Origin of the sequence: Methanolapillus africanus, from assembly GCF_032714475.1 — an archaeon.
Taxonomy (GTDB): Archaea; Halobacteriota; Methanosarcinia; order Methanosarcinales; family Methanosarcinaceae; genus Methanolapillus; species Methanolapillus africanus.
On sequence record NZ_JAWDKD010000008.1, the window covers coordinates 94,999 to 117,154 of the forward strand.

Here is a 22,156-nt window from a genome sequence, read left to right on the forward strand (position 1 = left end):
AGGATTCATGGATTCATGAATACATTTATCTATTTTTCACTCTTTTTTGGATTCATGCCGACGATTGGAATTGCAGATACGACTTTTGCGCGCTACAACATGGGCGCCGCCGCCGTGGATGAACTGAAAAATTCGATTTCCGCCAAAATTATCCGGGTGACCGTTCCGGGCGTCAAAGATTTGCCGGTGGCAGCCAAAAAACTGCTGGAGGAACAGCAGTGCGATATTGTGATGGTTCTCGGAATGCCGGGACGCCAGCCGCAGGACAAAGTTTGCGCGCATGAGGCGTCGCAAGGTATTATTTTGGCGCAGCTCATGACCAACAAACATATTATCGAGGTTTTCGTTCACGAAGATGAGGGAAAAGACGATAAGGAACTCGCTTTTTTAATGGAAATGCGGTCGCGCGAACATGCTCAAAACGTCATTAAAATGCTCACTAATCCGGAAAAAATGATCAAGGAAGCCGGAACCGGACAGCGCGAAGGTTTTAAAGATGCGAAGCCGCTTCAATGATGGAGAGACTTTTTTTATCCTTTTATTTTTTATGTTTTTATTTTTTATGTTTTTATTGACTCGATAATTATAATTCCCGAAATAACCGGCGGGTTGACAACATATATAAATGTTCAATCGTAAGTACAAACAGTTTTTATCCGATTCATATTTAAAATTCAAAATTTTATTTTGTCAATAAATTTCAATCAAATAAATTTTCAAAATTAAATGGAGTAATCACATGACAATTAACATCGGCTTTGTTGTTGCTGAATTTAACCGCGACATTACATACCAAATGGAAATTTTGGGCGAAGAACACGCCAAATTTTTGGGCGCGAAAGTGGCTCAAAAAATCTACGTCCCGGGCGCATACGATATGCCGCTCGCGATCAAAAAGATGTGCGAAGACAAAAACATTGACGCGGTCGTGACGATCGGCTGCGTGATTGAAGGCGATACGAAACACGACGAAGTTGTTGTGGCTCAGGTGACCCGGAAGATGACGGACATGTCGCTCGAATACGGCAAACCGATCACGCTCGGCATCTCCGGCCCGGGCATGACGCGCATGCAGGCAATGGACCGGATGGACTACGCCAAAAGAGCGGTGGAAGCGGCCGTTAAGTTGTGCCAGCGCATTCAGTGAGTTTGCCGTTGTGGGCAAAACTCCGGGCGACCAAAAAGGTAAAAAAGAAAGACAAATTCAAGGATTCAATAATAATTCTATATAAATCATTTATTTATAAATCATTTATTTAATTTATTTTATTCGTTTTTTTCAAAATAACGATTGACGGACGGGATGAATGTTATGATCTCTTCGCGACTCGCGCGGGTAGAAGAATCGGCGACGATGAAATCTTCTAAAAGAGCAAAGGATTTGATGAGCCGGGGTGTCGATGTCATTAATTTTACGTTGGGGGAACCTGACTTTGACACGCCGAAAAACATCATGGACAAAACGATTGAGGCGATGAAGGCGGGTGAAACGCATTATTCGCCGGCCGTCGGTCTTCCCGCGCTTCGGGAAGCGATTGCGGAGAAGCTTCGGACGGAAAATAACATCGATACCAAAGCGGGCAACGTGATGGTGACGCCCGGGGCGAAGCATGGCATTTTTGAAGTCATGATGACCATGATTGACGAAGGCGACGAAGTTCTTTTGTTGGACCCGTCTTGGGTTTCTTATGACGCTTGTATTCAAATGGCGGGCGGCAAAACCGTTTGGGTGCCGACAGACCCGGAAAACAAGTATCAGCCGCTTCACGATTTATCCAAATACATCACCAAGAAGACGAAAATGATCGTCGTCAACACGCCGTGCAACCCGACCGGCTCCGTTTTTGACAAATCCCATTTGCAGGAAATCGCCGATTTGGCGAACGATCACAACCTTTTCGTGTTGTCGGATGAGATTTACGAAAAGATTATTTACGACAAAAAACACATCAGTATCGCGTCCATGGACGGCATGGCCGACCGGACGATTACGATTAACGGTTTTTCAAAGGCTTACGCGATGACCGGATGGCGTCTTGGCTATCTAAACGCGCCCGCATCCGTCTTCCCGAGTCTGGAAAAGATTCAAAGCCACTCGATCAGCAATGTGACGACGTTTGTGCAATACGGCGGCTTGGAAGCGCTAACAGGTCCGCAGGACACCGTGATGAATATGCAGAAAGAATTCAAAGAGCGGCGCAGCGTCCTTGTGGACGGGCTTGTGAAGCTCGGCCTCAAATGCGACATGCCGGACGGCGCGTTTTACGCGTACCCGGACGTCAGCGAATTCGGACCCGGCGCCCGAATCACGGACCGCCTCCTCGATGAAGCGCAAGTGGCCGTGTCGCCCGGAATTGCTTTCGGCGAGTCCGGCAAGAATAACATCCGCATTTCGTATGCGACATCCGTTGACAGAATTAAAGAAGCGTTGATTCGTATGGAAAAAGTTTTCCAATAACGCTTTTTTCTTTTCTTTCTTCTTCTCTTTTTTGTTTTTTTGAAGCGGGCGGCCTGCGCGCGCGTTACGGCACGCATTTTCCTTTGGATTTCAAAAACCGACGGTCGGCTTTACCTTATTTTTTTAGTTTAGGGTCTGCTTATTTCATAATCCCAAGCAAGCCATCCCGTTTAAACAGACGCCTTTGGCGTCTGTTTAAACGGATGTCGCAGGATGGGAAGGTGCAATTGGCAGCAGAAAATTAAAACCCGGACAAAGCAACACCTGTATTGTTAGAAACGGTAGGTGTAAAACGGTACCAAGAAAAACCTGTATTGTTGGAAACAATAAATGCAAACAGTAAATTTAAAAACAGAAATAAAAGACCCAACCCAAAAACAAACATATTTATTCATTCAGTCAGATAAAAATAAATATTCGTTTAATCGAGGTTGACCAAAATGGAACTCTGCGCATTCTTATATTTCAACGGCAACTGCCGTGACGCCATCGCCTATTACGCCGATGTTTTCGGCGTCGAAATGCCTGAAATCGCGACTTACGGCGATTTTCCGGAAGATCCTGTGGCGGCGTCAAAGCCAAATATTTCGCATTACGTCGCTTATGCCGAACTCGACATTAAAGGAAACCGGCTGTGTTTCTCAGATTCATTTCCGGAAACTTTTATCGGAACCAACATCGCTTTGACGATTATGAGCAATGATCCGGCGGAAATTGGGATGCTGTATGAAAAATTAAAGCCCGGCTGCGACATTATCATGGAACTTCAAGAAACGGCTTGGAGCCAAGGCTTTGCGATGCTCACGGATAAATTCGATATCACCTGGCAATTGAATTTGTGCTGCATGCCGGTGAAATAAATCCTGCCCATCATTTTTTTGTTTTCGCCAAAACAGAACTGAGAATGAGCAAGATGCCTGCGAAAAACAAAATAACGGAAATGAACCAGGCGGCATATTGCAAGAGAACAAAAGTAGAATAAAAAGACGAAGTCGGATCAACGTCGGCAAAAGCGAAAAGTAAAGGCGGAACAGCCGAGACGATGATGAAAATCAGACCGGTGGAAAAGAGCTCGACCACTGACATTTGACGAATAGATTTCATAATTTTCCTCCGGATGTTTCTGTCCGAATATATCCATTTCGTTTTATAAAAATGTTTGTATTTGAAACAAGTTGCTGCCATTATTCTTTTTTATTTTCGTTTTGATCTTCTTGGGGCGCTTCCAACGCTTTCGGTCCCGGTTTCAGATTCCGTTGATTTTGTTGATTGCGCTGCTGCGCTTCCTGTTCCAAAAGCCGGACAAACTCTTCGTCGCTCATGCTCGACAAAACTTGGATTTTTCTAAACGAGCTGCCCAACCGCCTTGATTTTCCGAACCCGGAAACTTTTTCCAAAACCGCTGGAACTGCCGGCGATTTGTAAACCGACGACACCGCGTCCTTCATTTTTTGCTGGTGCTGCATAATCGCGGTTTTGAGCGGCGTTTTTTCGTAGAAACGCTCCAAATGCTTGTTCATTTCCACCCATTCGACGTCATCGATTTCCACCTGAACAGTTTGATTTAAAACGCATTCCAACTGATGAATTTGTTTGTCGCAGATTTGCCGGATGCAGTCGTATTCCTCTTTTCGGGTTTGGTTTTTGTTCAAATCCAAAATCTTGGAGTGGGCGACGATGTTGCGGTTCGGCTGCAAAATTTTGAGGTCTTCTTCCAGATCACAAATATCGAATTTGTTTTCAAAATAGCGCTTCCAAAGAGATTTCGGCTCGTTTTGCTGAATCAGGCGGTTGACTTCAATAAGCACCGCGGGACTCGAAAAGAGTTCTTCGTCGCTGCAGCCGTGTTTTTCACTGTCAAGCAAAAACCGGATTTCCGCCAGCATTTGTTTTTCCGTCAAATCCGAATACGGGGAAAAGAGAAACTGTTCCCACTGGTCGTAGGTGAGCTCGTAAAGAATGATTTCATCGAGTTTAGACGCCCGCCCGACCCGGCCTTTGATTTCGTCTTGGATTTGCGTCGGCACGGATTCAATCCAGTCTTTGCCAAACATCGACATCATGAGCCGCCATACGAATTCGCGGAGCAGGCGTTCGAATTTGTTAAAACGGGGATAGAGAAGGTCGCAGTAGTGTTCCGACAATTCGTCGTAGACGAGGATTTTCTTGAAATGCGGCGGCCTGTGGTAGCTGTCGATTTTTTGAGTGAGGGTGTCAAGAGCGTCTTTGTCTTCTTGAACGATTTCAAGGAAATAGATTTGGTTTTTTTGGACTTCTTCGATGGTGTAGGTGAAGATTTTGTTTTGGAAACGGAAGGTTTCCTCATCGTGTTTGTGGTCTAAATGGTTGAGAAGGGTTTGGGCGAAGTTTTGGCCGAATTCTTCTTTTTCGTTGTTGATGAGGAAGTATTTGAGTTTCATGTGGATCAATTAATTTTTGGAATTTGTGATTTATGTTATTGGCTTCCTTGTATATTTGCTTAATCAGAACGTCCATTTTTCTTTTTTGAAAAAATCCGCCAGATTCAAGCAAGGAACGGAATATTCTTGGCAAATGTTTGGAATTTTTCGGGCGTTTGGTTTTAATTTTTCCGTCGTCACGACAGTTCCACCAGTGGCATATGCTTTTGAAATGACGAACGGGTCGGCGGCCGGCAATCCGTTGTAAACATTTTGCGGATTGACCAAATCCCGAGCCGCCGGATTCTGAAACAAGCCTGCCAAAAAATCAAATTCCTTTTGATCCGGCTCTGAAAAAATGTGTTTGTTTTTCTCGGTCCAAACGGTCATTTCGGGAAAAGAAGTCAGCCGTTCGATTTCTCTTTTGACTTCACGAACGCTGATGATGTTTCCGTCCAAAACATAACGGTTGAATTTTTTCCAAAGGCTTGGAAACGTTTCCGGATAATAATTTCGAAACAATTGGCTGATGACGCCGGTATCAAAAACGTAAATCGGTTGAGCAGATTCGGAATCAAAATCCCGAAGGATCATTTGTTCCATTTGCTCCACCTCTTCACGGCCGCTTCTTCAAGTTTCGGGATGTTGTCGGTTTTGACGCCGCCCAAATAAAGAGAAGCGTCCATATCCGTTATTTTATTTTCATGATAAGCCGACAAAACCGTTTTCAAATACGTGTCGCCCAAATAAACGGCTTTGGTGCTGAAATAATTCCCACCGCTATCTTTCCCTTCGTCTTTTTTGTCTTCTTTTTTATTTTTGGCGTAATTCGACCATTTCAAGACAAGTTGATTGTAAATTTCCGGCGTAATGATGTCAAAGTCCAGGAATTTTCGAAGAATCACTTCTCCGCTCACGTGATAAATGTCCGCCAATTCAAAGACGAATTCTTCACAAAAGCCAATTTTGGCATCTCGTTGAAGCCGGCGGACTTCTTTTTCAAAATCGTCATCCGGCACCAAGAATTTTCCGGCGATTTTGTTGCACATAATCTCAATTTCCCGATCGTCCGGCTGAAGTTCTTCAATATAATAATCCGCCCGCTCGGCGATGCCGCCCGTTTGCATGACCAAATGAGCGAATTCATGAAACAGCGTAAAGATACAGCGGTTTTCGGTGTGGGAATTGTTCAAACAAATCAGCGGATAAACGTCGTCGTACAAACAAAATCCGGAAATGTCGTCGTTTTTAAAAGCATCCCGAGTAACCAGGATTCCTTTGGATTCAAAAGCAAAAATCCATCTTTCAAGCGCTTCTTTAGAATCCTTCCAACTTTTTTGTTGTTCCAACGAAATCGAAAAAAACGACCTCAATGAATCGCAATCAAAATCCTTCTTTTGGAATCCGGCGCGAATATTCTCAATCTTGTCTGAAAAAGCCGCTTCATTTTTGTTTGAAATTTCATCCAATTCCTTCATATTTTCCTGAATCGCTTTTTGATTCCGGAACAATTGGATCATGTGAGCGTCCAATTTTTCATAAGCGGAATCGGGCAGAGTCCGAAACGAAGAACGGATTTTATAGGCTTCCGGAATTTCGGGAAATAAGAAAACTGCAACCGGAATTTTGTAAATGTTGGACAAGTTTTCAAGCTGCACATAAGTCGGGTGGTTGGAACCGGATTCCCACTCTTGGATGATTTCAGGCTCTTGCTTCATCTTTTTGGCAACATCTTCGATCGACAAGTTCAATGAGGTTCTTCCCCAATTCAAGATTTCGGGGTTGATTTTGAGGCCTTGATTTGAAGAGGGCATGAAGAGGTCGCCTGCGGTTTTTGATATTATGGAACTCATGAAGAGTTGTTTTAATCGGGATGTACTTTAATCTTTTTAAATAATTTTATGAATTATAATTTTTGATTATATTTAAGGTTGTGTTTAAAAAAATAATGTTAATTTGGATTTTCAGAGTCTAAATTCATTACTTTTCTAAAATATGCAAACTTAGATTCGATGTTGAACAAATCTTCTTCGTGTTGGAAATTTGTTATTAAATTTATTTCTAATTCCTCAGTATTAATCATCAGATAAGCTTTAAGCTTCTCAATGTCATAGTTACATTTTGTGTAAATAAATATCAAATTATCCAAAATCACTTCATAATCATTTAATGTGTTGTGGCCATCTTTTGGTTTTAAACCTTCAATTAATAACTTAACTAACTCATCTGAAACAAGAAATTGAATTTTTTCAGATTTTATCAAATTTCCATTTTCAAAGTTATACTTGAACCCAAAAATACTATCAAATTTTTTTGCAAAGCCGTTTTTAATCTTTTCACAAAATAATTTTTCGGGATAATTATTGGTAAAAGACACAATCAAATCCATAAATAACCGATCTCCAATGAATTCAGGTTGGAGTTCATCATTTATAGCACGGACAACTAAATCAAAAAAATAATCTTGTCCATTTTTTTTAATCATATATGTATAATTTACAAAATCATTATATTCTTCAATATACCCTATAAATTGTAAAAGTTGTCTGTGTTCTGAAACAAGTTCAATTTTTTGATTTACAATATTTGGCAACGATTTTTCGGAATTTATTTTTAATAAATTATCAAATAGCTGTGCACCTTTTTCAAAGTTACAACTTTTTTGGATTTCATCACTAAATCGTTTAAAAAGATATCGGACAATTAAATCAAAGTTTTCATCATCGTCTCCTTCATTAATGTATTCAAATATTCGTTTATAGTCTTTATTACTTAGTGCAAGGGGAATATCTTCAGGCAACCAAAATGGATTCCGACTTGATACAATCCTTTCAACTAATTCATCTTTAACTTTGATTTTTTTGGTATTACTTAAAAAAATCATTAAATTTTCATCATCTTCATCTATTTCTCTATTTTCAGAATCAAAGCCATAAAATGAATCGGTTTTTTGCTGAAGCTTTTGAGGGTTTTGAATAAGTTTTTGGAAAAATTGAGGCCATTCTTCTCGAATTATCAATAATTTGCAAATGGCTGTTTGGTTAATTTCTGAAAATTCCAACCCATAATACTCTTTGAAATGAAGCAATTCCACTTGCAAATTGTTAAATAATTGAATGATTCTACGAGGGTTTGTCGCGTATTCTTTTGAAACTAAATCAATTGTTTCTTGATTGAAATTAAGTTCGTATTTCTCATCATTATTGATTTTATTGGCAAAATCATAGATGTCTGTAGTTTTTAATGGTTTAACATAAATTATGATATCAAATATTTTTCTAAAAAATTCTGATGGATTATTTCCTTCCTATTCTATTTTTTTCCTTAAAGCAAGATCTGAAATAGGTATTAAGAATATGACACTTTTATTTTTAATACATTTATTTTTTGAGTTTTTAATATCCAAAAATCCTTTAATGTTTCCAAGCAATTGATATGCATTCTCTAGAGTACATCTATCAATATTATCAATAATAAAAATAAGCTTTCCAGAGCTGTTTTTTAAAAAATATTCCCCAACCATTTTTTGAAAGTCATTTTCAAATTGTTCTGGCGAAAAATAAGATTGTGTTTGTGTTTGTCCTTTTAAGAACAAAAATGAAAACTGAAATAATAGAGACAAAGCAGCAATAATAAAAGAAAAAACTATTGAATATTTGGACTCAAAGCCAAAATGATTCAATAAGGCAACAGAAACAAAAAATAAAATAAAACAGCCAACAATAATGAGTATATTATAGTCATTTTTTATAACTGTTGAATATAAATTATTTTCGAGTTCTTTCTTAGATACTTTTTTTGATTTTAAATCCTTTTGAATCTCAATTAAAAAAGTTCTCCGAAAATTATCATTTGTGTACTTCCAAGCATCATATTTTATAAATTTTACTTTTTCATCGTTCTCAAAATTGATCTTTGTTGTTTCAACAATAGAGGATTTACCTGAACCCCATTCTCCAAATAAACCAATGGTCATAGACTTGTTATCATTTTTGCTGATAATATCTCGCAACATTTCAGAATATCGCTTTCCAGCTAACAAATCAATTTCATTCAAATTTACTGGTTCATCTTCTATATGTTTCATAAAATCCCATTTTAATTTTAAGATATAATCAATTTTTTAGTTCATCAAATGATTTTACAATTTCTATTTAAAATTTATATATGTTCTCCCCTAATATCTTTATAAGGCGATCATATGTTTGAAGACATTAATTTTACAATTTCTATAATTCAGCTTGCTATTGGACTGGTCTCTTTAGCAGCTGCACTCATTCCAGTATTTTATTCCGTAACAAACAATCTAATTCCAGAAAAAAATAAATGGAAACCACAATTTAATATTTGGAATTCCTTTTTGTGTGAAAATAAAAATGTGAATGATTGTTTCGAAAAATTTGAGAATATTGAGAAAGAATCAAATTCTACAAATGGTTTATTTTTTGGCATATCTCTGTTTGTATCAATACTTGCAATTTCTCTAGGGGGATATATTAAGTTAATACTTTATTTTGAGAAACATACCAATGATGTAAAAGAAACGATGGCAACCGTATACTTGATTATTTTAATAGTGTTTTTGTTAATTACATTCTTAATTATGTTCGATTCCATATTTAAGATAAGTAAAATTAAAAATCAAGATAATCTGGAAAACACTAATAAATCAAATGATTTGATAATCGAAAATTATGCAGCAAAAAAGATAGATATTAGCTACAGGATGTGGATTCTGTTAGGTTTGATCGTGTCAAGTTTTTACATATTGTATTTAGCTGTTAAGCTTCCAAATTTGTTATTTAACTTGATATTTGTAATGTCATTTTTATTACTAATTGTTACAAATGCGCTCGTTATGATAATAGTTTATAGATTAAAAAAGTCCTATGAGAAAATTGTAAAGAATCATGTCAATAAAGAATGCTTTGAAACTTACCCATCTATAGCTATTGAAAGACAGGGTGAAGTAACAATTATAGGGAAAGTCGAAAATGTATTCGAAAATAATAAAGTAGTTATAATAACTGATGAGGGTAAAAAAATAATTAAATGGTCTTCCATAACATCCTTAAAAGAGGTAAAATGACCTCTCTTCACTTTTATTTCAATAATCCAGTAAATATTTCTCCAACCCTTCAAAAACCCCCAAATAATATCTTTCAGCGACTTCAGAATCAACCCCATTCTCATTTAACGCATGCCCCGAATTCTCAAAAACCCAAAACTCGTATTCATACCCATCAAGACTCTCAACCTTAGCCTTCATCCTCTCCGCATTACTAAAAGGCACCAACTCATCCTTAACCCCATACCCAAAAACAGTCGGTGCCGACCCTTCACCAATATAATAAATCGGCGACACTTTCAACAATTCCGGCGTATTCCCGCTTTTCATCTCCTCAAGAGTATAATTTGTGCCGGCGAGCTGATTAAAAACGCTCCAAAAGAAAACATCCGATCCTTTTGCAGCATACGGATTCTCAAAAAAGCCCGGATCCGACAAATCCGCGGGACCGACGCCCGACATCACAAAAGCCACCGGCACCGGCGATTCGCGTGAATAAGCGTAAAGCATGGCCAAATGACCGCCGGCGCTGTCGCCGCCGACCGCAATCTTGTCGGTGCGGATGTGATAATCGGCGCCGTTTTCATCGATGAATTTCATCACCAAATCAATGTCGTCCAAAATATCATAGCAGTCGACGTCGTCAGACAAATACCGGTAATTGATTGAAATCACGGCGTAGCCGTTGCTGTTCAAACCTTCAGCATAACCTTTCCCGTCTTCTTTGCTGCCCGTCGACCAGCCGCCGCCGTGGATATACAAAAACGCGGGAACGTCGGCGGTCATGTTTTCCGCCGAATCGGGCAAATAAATATCGAGCGTGTTTCTTGAATCCGGACCGTATTTGACGTCGGAATACGTTGCCGGATTGTTTGTGCCGGACATCAACAAAAGGACCGCGAGTAGAATAATGAAAACAAAGGCAACGGCGGCCAAAACAGCAATCGATTTCTTTTTCATGGAATTGTTTTTATTCACAAAGAATATAAAAATTGTCAGCATTTTTAGAATTTAGAAAAAGAAAAGAATATTTTTTCAAGAAGGGAAAATTATGGTGGAAAACAAAACAAGCGGCTGTTTCATTTGCGGAAAAGACATTCAATATTTCCCCGCCGCCAAATCAATGCCATGCGGAGTTTGCGGACAAAACTTTGAAACCGACGCCGCTTGCTTGGATGAACATTTTGTTTGCAACGACTGCCATGCTCAAAAAGGCCTCGCAACGATCACTTATTACGCACAAAACAGCCTCAGCAAAAACCCAATCAACATCTCAATTGAAATGATGAAATCTCCTTCCATCAACATGCACGGCCCCGAACACCACTTTTTAGTTCCGGCCGCACTCCTGACAGCCTATAAAAATGCCGGCGCAGACATCGATTTAAACGAAAGCCTGGCGGCGGCCAAACAGCGCGCCAAAAATGTGCCGGGCGGGATTTGCGGAATGTGGGGCAGCTGCGGCGCTGCCATCGGCACCGGCATTTTTGTAAGCGTTGCGACAAAAGCCACGCCGCTTTCCGAAAAAGAATGGCGTCTGGCGAATTTGATGACGTCCAAAAGCCTGAACGACATTTCCGAAAACGGCGGACCGCGTTGCTGCAAACGGGATTCTTGGCTCGCGATTCTTCAAGCCATCGATTTTGCCGATGAACATTTGGGCGTTCGCATGGAAAAACCGGAACGGATTCAATGCGAATTTCATGCGGAGAACAAGAACTGCCGGCAAGAAAAATGTCTGTTTTATTTGGGGTTTGTTTTGAATTCACGAGCGTAATTTTTACAAAATTAAGGGTGCATCTACAGTTTCTATTTTTAAATTTCAGTTTGCACCTGCAGTTGACTGTTTTAAGGTTGCAATTTGCACCTACAGTTGACTGTTTTAAGGTTGCAGTTTGCACCTACAGTTGACTGTTTTAAGGTTGCAGTTTGCACCGACTGTTTCCAACAATACAGTCTTTTCTTGTTCCGGTTTGTAACAACTGTTTTCCAACAATACAGTCTTTTTTTGTTCCGATTTTCAGCAACAGGTTCCAACAATACACATGAAATTTCCCTCAGTTTTACACATGTTGCTACTGTACCTAATCTTAATCGGAATCCGAGAAAATCAAACGCAAAGCGTTTGATTTTTCGGGATGGTTTGCACGAACCGAAAAATAAAAATTGACCACCGGGTTTTCAAAAAAGCAAAAACAAAAAAGAACGAACGTTTTTTCCACGACGCGCTGCAAAAAACCAACGCGATAACGCGCGCGCATGCCGCCCCCAAACCAAAAAAAAGCCGAAGAAATTAATTCTTCGGCAAACAAAAATAAATTTATTCAACTTTCTTCGGGCGTCCGCGCTTCTTCTTGGGTTCTTCGGCTTCGGCTTCAACTTCTGCCTCTTCCTCGAATGCCTCAAGTTCTTCCGCGATGTCTTCCAAAAGCTCGATTTCTTCCTCAATAATCTCCTCGGCTTCAATGATTTCTTCAATCAATTCTTCCTCGGCTTTCTTTTTGGGTTTGGCGGCCTTCGGCTTTGTTTCGCCCTTCTTTTTCATGTACGTCTTGCCCTTTTGCGGACCCGGCGCGTCGCTCAATTTTCTGGAAACCAAGCGGATGTCGCCCGTTCCCATCTTAATCGGCTGACCGACAATGACGTTTTCCGTCACACCGGCCAAATCGTCGACGTTGCCGCGCATACCGGCGTCAAGCAAGTGGTTCACCGTCACTTCGAAAGCGGCGCGTGCGAAAACACTGGCCTTCTCACCGGAAATACCGTGGCGGCCGATCTGTTTCACTTCACCGTCGCTCGTCATCAAATCAGCGACCAACATGATGTGGCGGATATCGACGTTCAAACCCTGCTCACGCAGCGTGTTCGTCGCTTCCGTAATAATCGCGTTTCTGGCGGCTTCGATGCCGAAAACCGAGTAGATTTCACTGACGTTGTTCGTCGTCGTCCGGCTCATATCGACGCCTTCGACTTGAATGACCTCGCTGAGCGCGGAACCTTCCGTGTACAAAACATACTCGTCGCTGTCGTTGCTCTTACGAATCACGACACGCTTAATGTCGTCGATTCCCTTGAGGGTGACGTCGTGAATCTTCTTGGCCAACTGGAGCAAGTCGCGGTAGCGCTGGTCCTTGGGCGTCAAGTCAATCTGAAGCGTGTTCTCATTGTCCTCAATGGTCGCGTCGGAAATCTTGTCCCGGAATAACTCGACGACGTTTTCGAAACGAATGTCGCGCCGCAGCATGTTCTTCTCATTGATGTTGATCACAATCTTCATCTGCGCCAAATCCGTCGTCACCGACGCAATCTGGCTGACTTTCGTCGCCTCAATGCTCCACGCCACCTTTTGAGCCTTGTCGCGGTCAAAAGCGAAATCCACATCGTCCTTAAGATCCCGGTCGTTGGTCAAATAAATCGTCATCGTCGGCGTGCTCGGAATCTTACGGGCGTCCACGATTTCAATCAAACGCGGCAAACCCAGCGTAACGTTAATTTCAGCCACACCGGCGTAGTGGAACGTTCTCATCGTCATCTGCGTACCCGGCTCACCAATCGACTGCGCCGCAACGACGCCGGCCGCGTCACACGGCTCAATCTTGGACAAATGGTAACCCTTCAGCACACGGTCGATGATTTCCGTCAATTGTTTTTCAGTGACGTCCGTCGCGATCGCGTCTTCCCGAACCGTATCAATGATATTTTTCGGAAGCGCAAGGCCGCAAACCATACCGTCAATTTTGTCGGCGGATAATTTTGCCATGTTCAGACCTCCTTTTTGGTCACGGCTCTGAAAATACGGTGGACCGCTTCCGCTTTAGCGAAGTCGCTTTTCGTCGGGTCAATACCGTCTTCACCATACATAAACTGAACAATCACGCCGCGCGTGTCCCGAACCGTCCAGTCGTGCTGAACTTCCAGATCCTGAAGCGCGTTCACAAGCCTGCGCTGGAGGTAACCGGACTGAGACGTACGAACGGCTGTGTCGACCAATCCTTCGCGGCCGCCGATGGCGTGGAAGAAGTATTCGGTCGGATTCAGACCGCTCTTGTAACTGGATTTCACGAACCCGTGCGCATGAGCGCCCAAGTCTTTCCTTTCAAAGTGCGGCAATGTGCGTTCACGGTAGCCTCTGTTGATACGGGCGCCACGAACGGCCTGCTGGCCGACACAAGCCGCCATCTGCGTGATGTTCAAAATCGAACCTCTCGCACCGGAGCGGGCCATCATCGCGGCCGGATTTTCCAGACCCATGTGGGCGTCTGCGATACGGCCGGACTTGTCACGGGCCTTACCGAGTTCCTGCATAATCCGCATTTCAATCGTTTCATCCAGCGTTCTTCCCGGGAGCGGTTCCAATTCTTCGGCTTCATACGCCTGAATCAATTTTTGAACCTCATTCTCAGCCGTGTTGAGCGCCATCGAAATCTGCGCTTTGGCTTCCGCCGGGATATCTTCGTCGGCAATACCGAAACTCAGACCCGTTCTCATGACCGCGCGAATCGCCAGTTTGGTCACATCGTCGACGAACTGAGCGCCGCGGGTGGTACCGTATTCTTTGATAATCGTGTCGAGAATCTTGCCTTTAAAGGCACCCATGGCCATTTCATCAATCGTTCCGGCCAAAAGCTCGCCGTCTTCGATAATGACGTACGCGTCATTCTTTTTGTCCTCTTCCATGTCTTTCGTACCGACTTCAGAGGAGAACGACACATTGAGCCCTTCCGGCAAAATCTGACTGAAAATCTGCTTGCCGGTCCAGTACGGGCTGCCGGCGGCGTCCATGCCGGCCGGAGCCGGAAGTTCACGGATGTCGGTCTTACGCAGCAAGTCGAGCGCATCGTCTTTGTTGATGCGGCCGGTCACCGGGTTGTCTTTTCGTGTCAATAGGAACATACCGGAAATGTGGTCGTGAATACCGCCCACAATCGGACCGCCGAAACGCGGGGACAAGATGTTTTCCTGAACCTGAAGCAAAATTTTCGCTTCGGCGCGGGCCTCTTCGGTTTGAAGAACGTGCATGTTCATTTCGTCACCGTCAAAGTCAGCGTTATACGGCGGGCAAACCGCCGGGTTCATACGGAACGTTTTACCGTCCAACACCTTGACGCTGTGCGCCATAATACTCATCTTGTGCAAAGACGGCTGACGGTTGAACAAAACAACGTCCCCGTCGCGCAAGTGGCGTTCGACAATCCAGCCGAATTCCAATTTCTCGCACAAATCTTCGGCGTTAATATCCGTAATTTTGATACGGCCGCCGTCGGAACGGATCACATAGTTCGCGCCCGGATAGTTTTCCTGTCCGCGGCGGATGTGCTCCTTTAAGAAATCAATGTTGCGTTCGGTCACATGTTCCGGAATGGTCAGAATGAGCGCAATCGGAAGCGGCACGCCGACTTCATTGATGCTCAAGTCCGGATCCGGTGAAATAACGGTACGGGCGGAGAAGTTGACACGTTTACCGGACAAACTGCCTCTGAAACGGCCTTCCTTTCCTTTGAGACGCTGGGAAAGCGTCTTGAGCGGACGTCCGGATCTGTGGCGGGCCGGCGGAATACCGGACACCGAGTTGTCAAAGAACGTGGTCACGTGGTACTGAAGCAGTTCCCACAAGTCCTCAATGATCAGCTGCGGGGCGCCTGCGTCACGGTTTTCTTGGAACCGCTGGTTGATTCTGATAATGTCGACCAGCTTGTGCGTCAAGTCGTCTTCACTGCGCTGACCGGATTCGAGCGTAATGGACGGTCTGACCGTTACCGGCGGCACCGGAAGAACGGTTAAAATCATCCATTCCGGCCGGGCGTTTTCCGGGTCCATGCCGATCACACGAATATCTTCATCCGGAATGTTTTCAAACCGGTCGCGGATTTCGGACGGCTGCAGACGGTCGCCGTTTTCAATGTATTCGGTCGGCTTTTCGAATTTGATTTCGCTTTGTTCGGCGTGACAGTACGGACATTCCTTGACTTTGCTGGCTTCTTTGTACACTTCGTTGATCAAATCGTCCGGCATGTGGCCGATATCTTCCAGCGATTTGAGGTACGCCAAATAATCTTCCTTTTTGTTTTCTTCAAGCAGGAGGCGGCTGCATTTACAGCAGACGGACCGGAGAAGTTTGCGGATCGTTTTGTTAAAACCGACGTGGATCACAGAAACCGCGAGTTCGATGTGGCCGAAGTGGCCCGGACATTCGCCGGCTTTGGAGTGGCAGGTTTTACATTTCAATCCCGGGTCAATCACACCGAGGCGGGTGTCCATGAGACCCATCTCGATCGGAAAACCGTCCTCATCATAAGTGTCGGCGGTAATCACGTTGGTGGCGCTCATCGCCCGGATTTCTTTGGGCGAGAGCAAACCGAATTTAATCGCGGAGATTCTTTTCGGGGTCTGTTGAATTCTTTTCGTCGGAATCATTATACCGCATCCTCAAGTTTTAATCTCGGGGCAACACCGAGAGATTTAATTTCGTCAAGCAGCAGCTTGAACGAGTAACTCATTTCGACAAGATAAATATCGGTATCCGCACCGCAGTTCGGGCAGACCGCGAGGTTTCTTTGCTTGTCGAATGTGGCAATCATACCGCAGTTGCTGCAAACAAACTCCTCGTCCTTGTCGGACTCTTCCAATAAACGTTCCTTCAAACACATGGCAGCGCCGTGTCCGACCAAAACGTCACGTTCCATTTCTCCGAAACGCAGACCGCCTTCACGGGCGCGTCCTTCCGTCGGCTGGCGGGTGAGCACCTGAACCGGACCGCGGGAACGGGCATGCATTTTAGAAGTGACCATGTGGTGCAGCTTCTGGTACAGAATGACGCCAACGAACACATCGGCCGGAATCATTTTTCCGGTCACGCCGTCGTAAAAGATTTCTTTGCCGGTGTGGGCGAATCCATGAGCAGCCAACGATTTTCGGAGTTTGTCTTCGTTGTCGCCGCCTTCGGCCGCCGCAAAAGCCGTCGCGTCAATCCGGCGTCCTTCAATGGCGCCGACTTTGCCGCCGATCATTTCGAGAACGTGTCCCACCGTCATACGGGAAGGAATGGCGTGCGGGTTAATCATCAAATCGGGAGAAAGACCCGCTTCCGAAAACGGCATGTCGGCGATGTTGACTTTCAAACCGATGACGCCTTTCTGTCCGTGACGGGATGCGAATTTGTCGCCGATGTCCGGAATGCGTTCGTCGCGCACTTTCACTTTGGCGAGACGGGAACCGTTGATGGATTCCGTTAAAATAACGGTATCGACAACACCTTTTTCATTAGACCGCATCGTGACTGAACTCTCACGGCGCTGGTGTCCAAATCCGGCGTCAAGACCCGCGTTTTCTTCCAAGAATCTCGGCGGGCTGGTTTTGCCGATTAAAACGGCGTTCGGGGAGGCGTAGGTTTCCGGATTCACGAGACCGTCTTCGTCGAGTTCCGTGTATGCTTCGGGGCTCCGGGCGCCGCGGTATTCCGAGTCCGGAATTTCGAATTTGTCTTCTTGTCCGCCCGGATAGCGGCGTTCTTCGCCTTCAAACGTGCGGATGAAGTGGCTGCGTCCGAGACCGCGTTCGATGGATCCTTTGTTGAACACGAGCGCGTCTTCAATGTTGTAGCCTTCGTAAGACAAAATGGCGACCACGAAGTTTTGACCGGCCGGCCGTTCGTCAAAGCCGATGGACTCGCAGGTTTGCGTGTAAGTCATGGCTTTTTGCGGGTAGTGCAGAATGTTCGCGCGGGTGTCCGGGCGCAATTTGTGGTTGGCGGAGGACACGCCGATACACTGCTTAATCATCGCGGCGCCCATGGTACATCTCGGAGCTGCGTTGTGTTCCGGATACGGAATCATACCGGTACAGATACCCAAAATCAAGTCCGGAGACAGTTCCAAGTGGGTGTGCTTGGGCGTCAGGTCGCGTTCCCGGATACCGATGTAGGTGTTTTCTTCTTCTTCGGCGTCCAAGTATTCGACAAATCCCATGTTGATGAGGTCGTCAAAACTCATTTCACCGTTCTTTAATTTTTCAACGTGTTCGTTGGTCACGAGCGTTTTGCCGTTTTCAACCACCAAGAGCGGGCGCCGGGCGCGTCCGATATCGGTAGAAATAATCACTTCTTTGGTGTGTTCTAAAAAGGCGACGTTGACCTGTTTGGAGCAGCGTCCCTCGCGGCGGGCGTCGCGGATGTTGGACACAAGCGCTTCAGGGTCTTCGTGCGTGCCGACCAATTCGCCGTCTAAGAAAATTTTTGCTTTAATCATTCGTCCATTCCCCCATCGTAATCCATGCTGCCCAAGTAGTCGTCGACATCGTCGGCCGGGCGTGAGGTGGATCCGTGTTCATCATCGCTGAAGTCTTCCGGTTTTTTAGCGCCGGTTTTTTCTTCAAATTCGCTTTCAAATTCTTCCTTTTCACGGTCGTCGTATTTCACTTCCACGACTTCCGGCTGAATAAACTGGAATTTCTCAACGCCCAAGCTGTAAAGCATTTGCTTGATGGGCTCGACGTCGTCGGTGCCGGTGGACAATTCCACCATTTCGGCAAAGTTCTTCACGAGACCGCAGTTGGGTCCTTCGGGTGTTTCCGAGGGGCAAAGCCGTCCCCACTGGGTCGGGTGCAAGTCACGGGCTTCGAAGTGCGGCTGTGCACGGGAAAGCGGGGAAATCACACGGCGTAAGTGGGATAATGTGGAAATGTGGTCGTTGCGGTCCAACAGCTGGGAAACTCCCGTGCGTCCGCCGACCCAGTTTCCGGTCGCCAGCGGGTGCTGGAGCCGGTCGGTCAAAACATCGGCGCGGACGATGGTGGCCACGTTGAGCTCACGGTTTCTCATGTTGGCGCGTTCCAACTGGTATTTAATGTCGCGGGAAAGCCGGTTGAAAGAGACGCGGAAAAGGTCTTCCATCAAGTCGCCGGCGAGTTTCAGCCGTTTGTTCGAGTAGTGGTCTTTGTCGTCTTCGTTTCTTTTGCCGAGCGCGAGTTCAAAACAGGATTCGGCCATGCGGGCCAAGAAGTTCGCCTTTGAAATGCGGTCTTCGGGCCGGTCTCCCAGGTGCGGAAGGAGGTAGCGGTCGAGAACATAGTTGGCGCGTTTGATTTGATATTCACGGGCTTGTCCGGCGGCAACGCGCATACCGATTTTTTCAATAGCGGCTTGCATTGTGTCGACTTCGGACTCGTCCAAGTTCTCCAGCATAAACTTCACAATTTCCGGGTCGCTGGAAACAGCTGTCACAATGTCCTGGTCGGTTACAATACCGAGCGCGCGGATCAAGGTGATAAAGTTCAGGCGTCCGGTGATGGACGGGAAGGAGACTTCCAATAAGGATTTGCGGCCGCGTTCAACGACGACCAAGGCGCGGTATCCTTTCTTTTGAGAGAAAACCTTCGCAACTTCGATTTTGTCGCCGTAGCGCTCGCCGTATTCGGTTAAAATCTTGTTCGGCGCCAAGTCTTCGAGCGTCATCACGACGCGCTCGGTTCCGCCGACGATAAAGTAGCCGCCGCAGTCCAACGGATCTTCGCCGTGTTTGATTTTCTCTTCGTCGGTCATGTTGATTAAGTTGCAGACTTTGGATTTGAGCATGATCGGGAGCTGTCCGATGTTGGCTTCGACCGGTTCGTCGTAGTTTTCAACGCCGTCGCGGATCACCGTCATTTGAAGGAAAAGGGGTGCGGAATAAGACAAGTTTCTCAGGCGGCCCTCGTTCGGATAGAGGGTTTCCGTCGCGCCGTCGGCTTCTTTCACTTTGGGCGTTTCCACACGGATTTTACCGAGTTTGAGGTAGGTTCCTTCAATATCGGTTTCAATAATTTTCTGCTCATCGATGATTTTTTGAAGTCCTGAATCTAAGAACTTGTTAAATGAATCGATATGATGCTGGACAATTTTCTCCTGGGTGAAATAATATTTCGCCAAGGTTCGCGTATCTAATGTAATAGTGAGCACCTTCTTTGATTTTTAGATAGTCTTCCCAAGCCTTTTTTCAAAGCTTAAGAGGGGGTCAATGTCGATACAGTTTTTTGATTTTTATCAAGGATTTGATAAACGTAAACGGTTGTGTGAATATTGCGTTATTTTGTAACCGATTGAATCGGTTTTTTGATTGAAATTTTGTTCAGGATTACAATCATATGACCTGAGTTCTGGGGCGTGTGTGCGCGATGATCGCTGCGGGTTGCCCGGACGTCCGAATCGGACCTATGTTCAATAATGTTGTCACGGCGTGTTTTTTGTCAAATGTCGTTTTGAATGCCGTAAAAATCGGTTTGTTTTTGGTTTGCCGGAACGTGACGCTTTCCAATAAAAAAGATGTGTAAACATTTTCAACTCCCCGTAACGCGGCGCCGTGACCGGCTGCCGATTCGCAAATCTGAGGCGTTGTTTTCTGAAAGGCAATCATTTTGTGTCCGAATAAGCAAAATTTTGAAAAATATCAAACAGGGATATCAAATGTGGATATCAAACGTGAAACCGTTTAAACAAAACGCGTCAAAATCAGTCCGTCAAAAAGTGAGACGCATAACCGGTTTGCTTTTTAAAAAACATCTTCAGAACGTTTCAAAAAGGGAAGCAAAAGGCGGTTCGTGGGTTTCGGATTTGAGGAGCGGTTTTAGCGGTGTGTTTATTCGATGACGTCGATGACGAGGCGGTAGTAAAAGGCCTCTGTCGCTGTTTGGCTTTTTCTGGTAATTTTGACGACCTCGCCGAGCTTGGCCCCGATTTCGTTGACGATCGGGTCATCCACTCGGATTTTGGGCAACTGCTCTTTTTCGATGGAATATTTTAAAAGCAATTCGGCCACCTCGTCGTCGCCAATGATCTCGTGATATGGGACCGAGTCATGATCAAGCAGTTTAAACTTTGTCAAATCGTTCTCCTCCCGGAAAATGTTATTGCGCATGCCGATTCAAAATGAGATAGACGCTGATTTTTACTCAAATATTGCAAAAATTCGCGAGGATTCCATCTTACGTGTCAAACATGTCAAAAAAATGGCGGGCCCATAGGGATTTGAACCCTAGGCCGACTGGTTAAAAGCCAGTCGCTCTTCCTGGCTGAGCTATGGGCCCCGATTGGTTGTAATTGTTGTTCTGAAGTAGAACCTACAAACATATTTGTCGTATTTATACGTTTTGGCTTGGCGGGAATTTGACGGGATTTTTGACTGATGAGATATATATAGAACGACAAACAAATCCCAAAAAATGTCTCAAAAATGGGAACTTATATAATGCATCACTGAAGTTTAGACACGTTTTTACCATTCATTTTCGTAACAAATCAAAATTATTTTCAAATCAATAAATCTCATTTAATAATCTATTTTCAAATTCAGTCGTGATGAAAAATGCCTTTTAAAATATTAGAAAAAGAAGAGTTGGCCACCGGCGTCTTTAAGATGGTCATTGAGGCGTCCGACGTCGCCAAAGCCGCCCGCGCCGGCCAATTTGTGATGGTCCGGACGTTTGCGGACAGCGAACGGATTCCGCTTACCATTGCGGATTATGACGCCAAAGCCGGAACCGTCACCATGGCCGTTCAGGCTCTGGGCAAAGGAACCAAAGAATTAACAAAGCTGATTCCCGACGACAGCATCGCCGACTTTGTCGGCCCCCTCGGAACGCCGGCCGACGTGAAAAAGATCGGTACGGTTATTTTGGTCGGCGGCGGCGTCGGTATCGCGCCGGTTTACCCGCAAATCCGGGCGTACAAGGAAGCCGGCAACCGTGTGATTTCGATCATCGGCGCCCGAAATGAAGGGCTTTTGATGATGGAAAAAGAATTCGCGGCGGAAAGCGATGAATTTTATGTGACGACGGACGACGGTTCCAAAGGCCACCACGGCTTTGTCACCGATATTGTCAAACAATTGCTGGACAAGGAACGTGCCGGTGAATACGACGGTCCGAAAATCGGACGTGTGGTTGTGATCGGTCCCCCGATTCTGATGAAAGTCGCCACCAACATGATGGCCGCTTATCCGGACGTGGAGATTATTGTCAGCATCAACTCGATGATGGTGGACGGCACCGGCATGTGCGGCGGCTGCCGTGTGATTGTGGGCGGCGTTCCCAAGTTTGCTTGCGTCGACGGCCCTGAATTTGACGGCCGCCTGGTGGATTTTGATACCGTCATGAACCGGCTGATGATTTACAAGAAAGAAGAAATGGACGCCTCAAAAAAATATGATGAGGAATGTGAAGGCGGCGTTTGCTCGAAATTGTAATCGGGAAATTGAAAAATAA

At 44.8% G+C, this 22,156-nt stretch carries 20 protein-coding genes and 1 tRNA gene; 7 read left to right on the top strand and 14 right to left on the bottom strand.

Features of this window, described 5'->3' with window-relative positions; all coding sequences use genetic code 11:
- Nucleotides 1-54: 54 nt before the first annotated feature.
- From ribC to MsAg5_RS02270, 4 genes are all read left to right on the top strand, one after another.
- Complete coding sequence (gene ribC / locus MsAg5_RS02255; RefSeq protein ID WP_338098993.1) at nucleotides 55-516, top strand: riboflavin synthase; 462 nt, start codon at nucleotides 55-57, stop codon at nucleotides 514-516.
- A gap of 223 nt (nucleotides 517-739) precedes the next feature.
- Entirely contained in the window at nucleotides 740-1,147 is a 408-nt protein-coding gene (gene ribH, locus MsAg5_RS02260) for a 6,7-dimethyl-8-ribityllumazine synthase (RefSeq protein ID WP_338098994.1), read from the top strand.
- 165 nt (nucleotides 1,148-1,312) lie between these two features.
- Nucleotides 1,313-2,458: a pyridoxal phosphate-dependent aminotransferase gene (locus MsAg5_RS02265; RefSeq protein ID WP_338098995.1), complete on the top strand. Its 1,146-nt coding sequence runs from the start codon at nucleotides 1,313-1,315 to the stop codon at nucleotides 2,456-2,458.
- Nucleotides 2,459-2,898: 440 nt separating this feature from the next.
- Nucleotides 2,899-3,318, top strand: a complete 420-nt coding sequence (locus MsAg5_RS02270) for a VOC family protein (protein ID WP_338098996.1) — start codon at nucleotides 2,899-2,901, stop codon at nucleotides 3,316-3,318.
- A gap of 10 nt (nucleotides 3,319-3,328) precedes the next feature.
- Here the strand turns inward: MsAg5_RS02270 and MsAg5_RS02275 are convergent, their stop codons facing one another.
- From MsAg5_RS02275 to MsAg5_RS02300, 6 genes are all read right to left on the bottom strand, one after another.
- On the bottom strand, nucleotides 3,329-3,562 hold the full coding sequence (locus MsAg5_RS02275) for a hypothetical protein (protein WP_338098997.1): 234 nt from the start codon (nucleotides 3,560-3,562) through the stop codon (nucleotides 3,329-3,331).
- An 80-nt stretch (nucleotides 3,563-3,642) separates the two neighbouring features.
- Nucleotides 3,643-4,878 carry a hypothetical protein gene (locus MsAg5_RS02280; protein WP_338098998.1) on the bottom strand — a complete coding sequence of 412 codons (1,236 nt, stop codon included), beginning with the start codon at nucleotides 4,876-4,878 and terminating at the stop codon, nucleotides 3,643-3,645.
- A gap of 63 nt (nucleotides 4,879-4,941) precedes the next feature.
- Nucleotides 4,942-5,460 carry a DUF4411 family protein gene (locus MsAg5_RS02285; RefSeq protein ID WP_338098999.1) on the bottom strand — a complete coding sequence of 173 codons (519 nt, stop codon included), beginning with the start codon at nucleotides 5,458-5,460 and terminating at the stop codon, nucleotides 4,942-4,944.
- A complete protein-coding gene (locus tag MsAg5_RS02290; protein WP_338099000.1) occupies nucleotides 5,448-6,710 on the bottom strand; it encodes an ImmA/IrrE family metallo-endopeptidase in 1,263 nt (420 codons plus the stop codon). The genes MsAg5_RS02285 and MsAg5_RS02290 overlap by 13 nt, the downstream gene beginning before the upstream one ends.
- A 98-nt stretch (nucleotides 6,711-6,808) precedes the next feature.
- On the bottom strand, nucleotides 6,809-7,957 hold the full coding sequence (locus MsAg5_RS02295; protein WP_338099001.1) for a hypothetical protein: 1,149 nt from the start codon (nucleotides 7,955-7,957) through the stop codon (nucleotides 6,809-6,811).
- A 207-nt stretch (nucleotides 7,958-8,164) separates the two neighbouring features.
- A complete protein-coding gene (locus MsAg5_RS02300; RefSeq protein ID WP_338099002.1) occupies nucleotides 8,165-8,944 on the bottom strand; it encodes a P-loop NTPase fold protein in 780 nt (259 codons plus the stop codon).
- 114 nt (nucleotides 8,945-9,058) lie between these two features.
- Between MsAg5_RS02300 and MsAg5_RS02305 the strand changes: the two genes are divergently transcribed.
- Nucleotides 9,059-9,946, top strand: a complete 888-nt coding sequence (locus tag MsAg5_RS02305) for a hypothetical protein (protein ID WP_338099003.1) — start codon at nucleotides 9,059-9,061, stop codon at nucleotides 9,944-9,946.
- Nucleotides 9,947-9,964: 18 nt separating this feature from the next.
- On the opposite strand, the gene MsAg5_RS02310 is transcribed toward MsAg5_RS02305, so the two are convergent.
- Nucleotides 9,965-10,885, bottom strand: coding sequence for an alpha/beta hydrolase fold domain-containing protein (locus tag MsAg5_RS02310; RefSeq protein ID WP_338099004.1), 921 nt, complete (start codon nucleotides 10,883-10,885; stop codon nucleotides 9,965-9,967).
- A 91-nt stretch (nucleotides 10,886-10,976) separates the two neighbouring features.
- On the opposite strand from MsAg5_RS02310, the gene MsAg5_RS02315 reads away from it, so the two are divergent.
- Nucleotides 10,977-11,702, top strand: a complete 726-nt coding sequence (locus tag MsAg5_RS02315) for a DUF5714 domain-containing protein (RefSeq protein ID WP_338099005.1) — start codon at nucleotides 10,977-10,979, stop codon at nucleotides 11,700-11,702.
- Nucleotides 11,703-12,245: 543 nt separating this feature from the next.
- Here the strand turns inward: MsAg5_RS02315 and rpoA2 are convergent.
- The 7 genes from rpoA2 to MsAg5_RS02350 all read right to left on the bottom strand — a co-directional run bounded on the left by rpoA2 (nucleotide 12,246) and on the right by MsAg5_RS02350 (nucleotide 20,980).
- Nucleotides 12,246-13,685, bottom strand: a complete 1,440-nt coding sequence (gene rpoA2 / locus MsAg5_RS02320) for a DNA-directed RNA polymerase subunit A'' (protein ID WP_338099006.1) — start codon at nucleotides 13,683-13,685, stop codon at nucleotides 12,246-12,248.
- 2 nt (nucleotides 13,686-13,687) lie between these two features.
- The gene (locus MsAg5_RS02325) at nucleotides 13,688-16,339 is read right to left on the bottom strand and encodes a DNA-directed RNA polymerase subunit A' (protein ID WP_338099007.1); all 2,652 of its coding nucleotides are present in this window, start codon (nucleotides 16,337-16,339) and stop codon (nucleotides 13,688-13,690) included.
- On the bottom strand, nucleotides 16,339-18,168 hold the full coding sequence (gene rpoB / locus MsAg5_RS02330) for a DNA-directed RNA polymerase subunit B (protein ID WP_338099008.1): 1,830 nt from the start codon (nucleotides 18,166-18,168) through the stop codon (nucleotides 16,339-16,341). Before rpoB ends, MsAg5_RS02325 begins: the two co-directional genes overlap by 1 nt.
- Nucleotides 18,165-19,847, bottom strand: coding sequence for a DNA-directed RNA polymerase subunit B'' (locus tag MsAg5_RS02335; protein ID WP_338099035.1), 1,683 nt, complete (start codon nucleotides 19,845-19,847; stop codon nucleotides 18,165-18,167). Before MsAg5_RS02335 ends, rpoB begins: the two co-directional genes overlap by 4 nt.
- A gap of 190 nt (nucleotides 19,848-20,037) precedes the next feature.
- A complete protein-coding gene (locus tag MsAg5_RS02340) occupies nucleotides 20,038-20,310 on the bottom strand; it encodes a hypothetical protein (RefSeq protein WP_338099009.1) in 273 nt (90 codons plus the stop codon).
- A 222-nt stretch (nucleotides 20,311-20,532) separates the two neighbouring features.
- Nucleotides 20,533-20,778 (bottom strand): DNA-directed RNA polymerase subunit H, encoded by a 246-nt coding sequence (locus tag MsAg5_RS02345; protein ID WP_338099010.1) that lies wholly within the window; start codon nucleotides 20,776-20,778, stop codon nucleotides 20,533-20,535.
- A 125-nt stretch (nucleotides 20,779-20,903) separates the two neighbouring features.
- Nucleotides 20,904-20,980, bottom strand: a tRNA-Lys gene (locus tag MsAg5_RS02350).
- Nucleotides 20,981-21,258: 278 nt separating this feature from the next.
- Between MsAg5_RS02350 and MsAg5_RS02355 the strand changes: the two genes are divergently transcribed.
- Nucleotides 21,259-22,137, top strand: a complete 879-nt coding sequence (locus MsAg5_RS02355; protein WP_338099011.1) for a sulfide/dihydroorotate dehydrogenase-like FAD/NAD-binding protein — start codon at nucleotides 21,259-21,261, stop codon at nucleotides 22,135-22,137.
- Nucleotides 22,138-22,156: the final 19 nt, after the last annotated feature.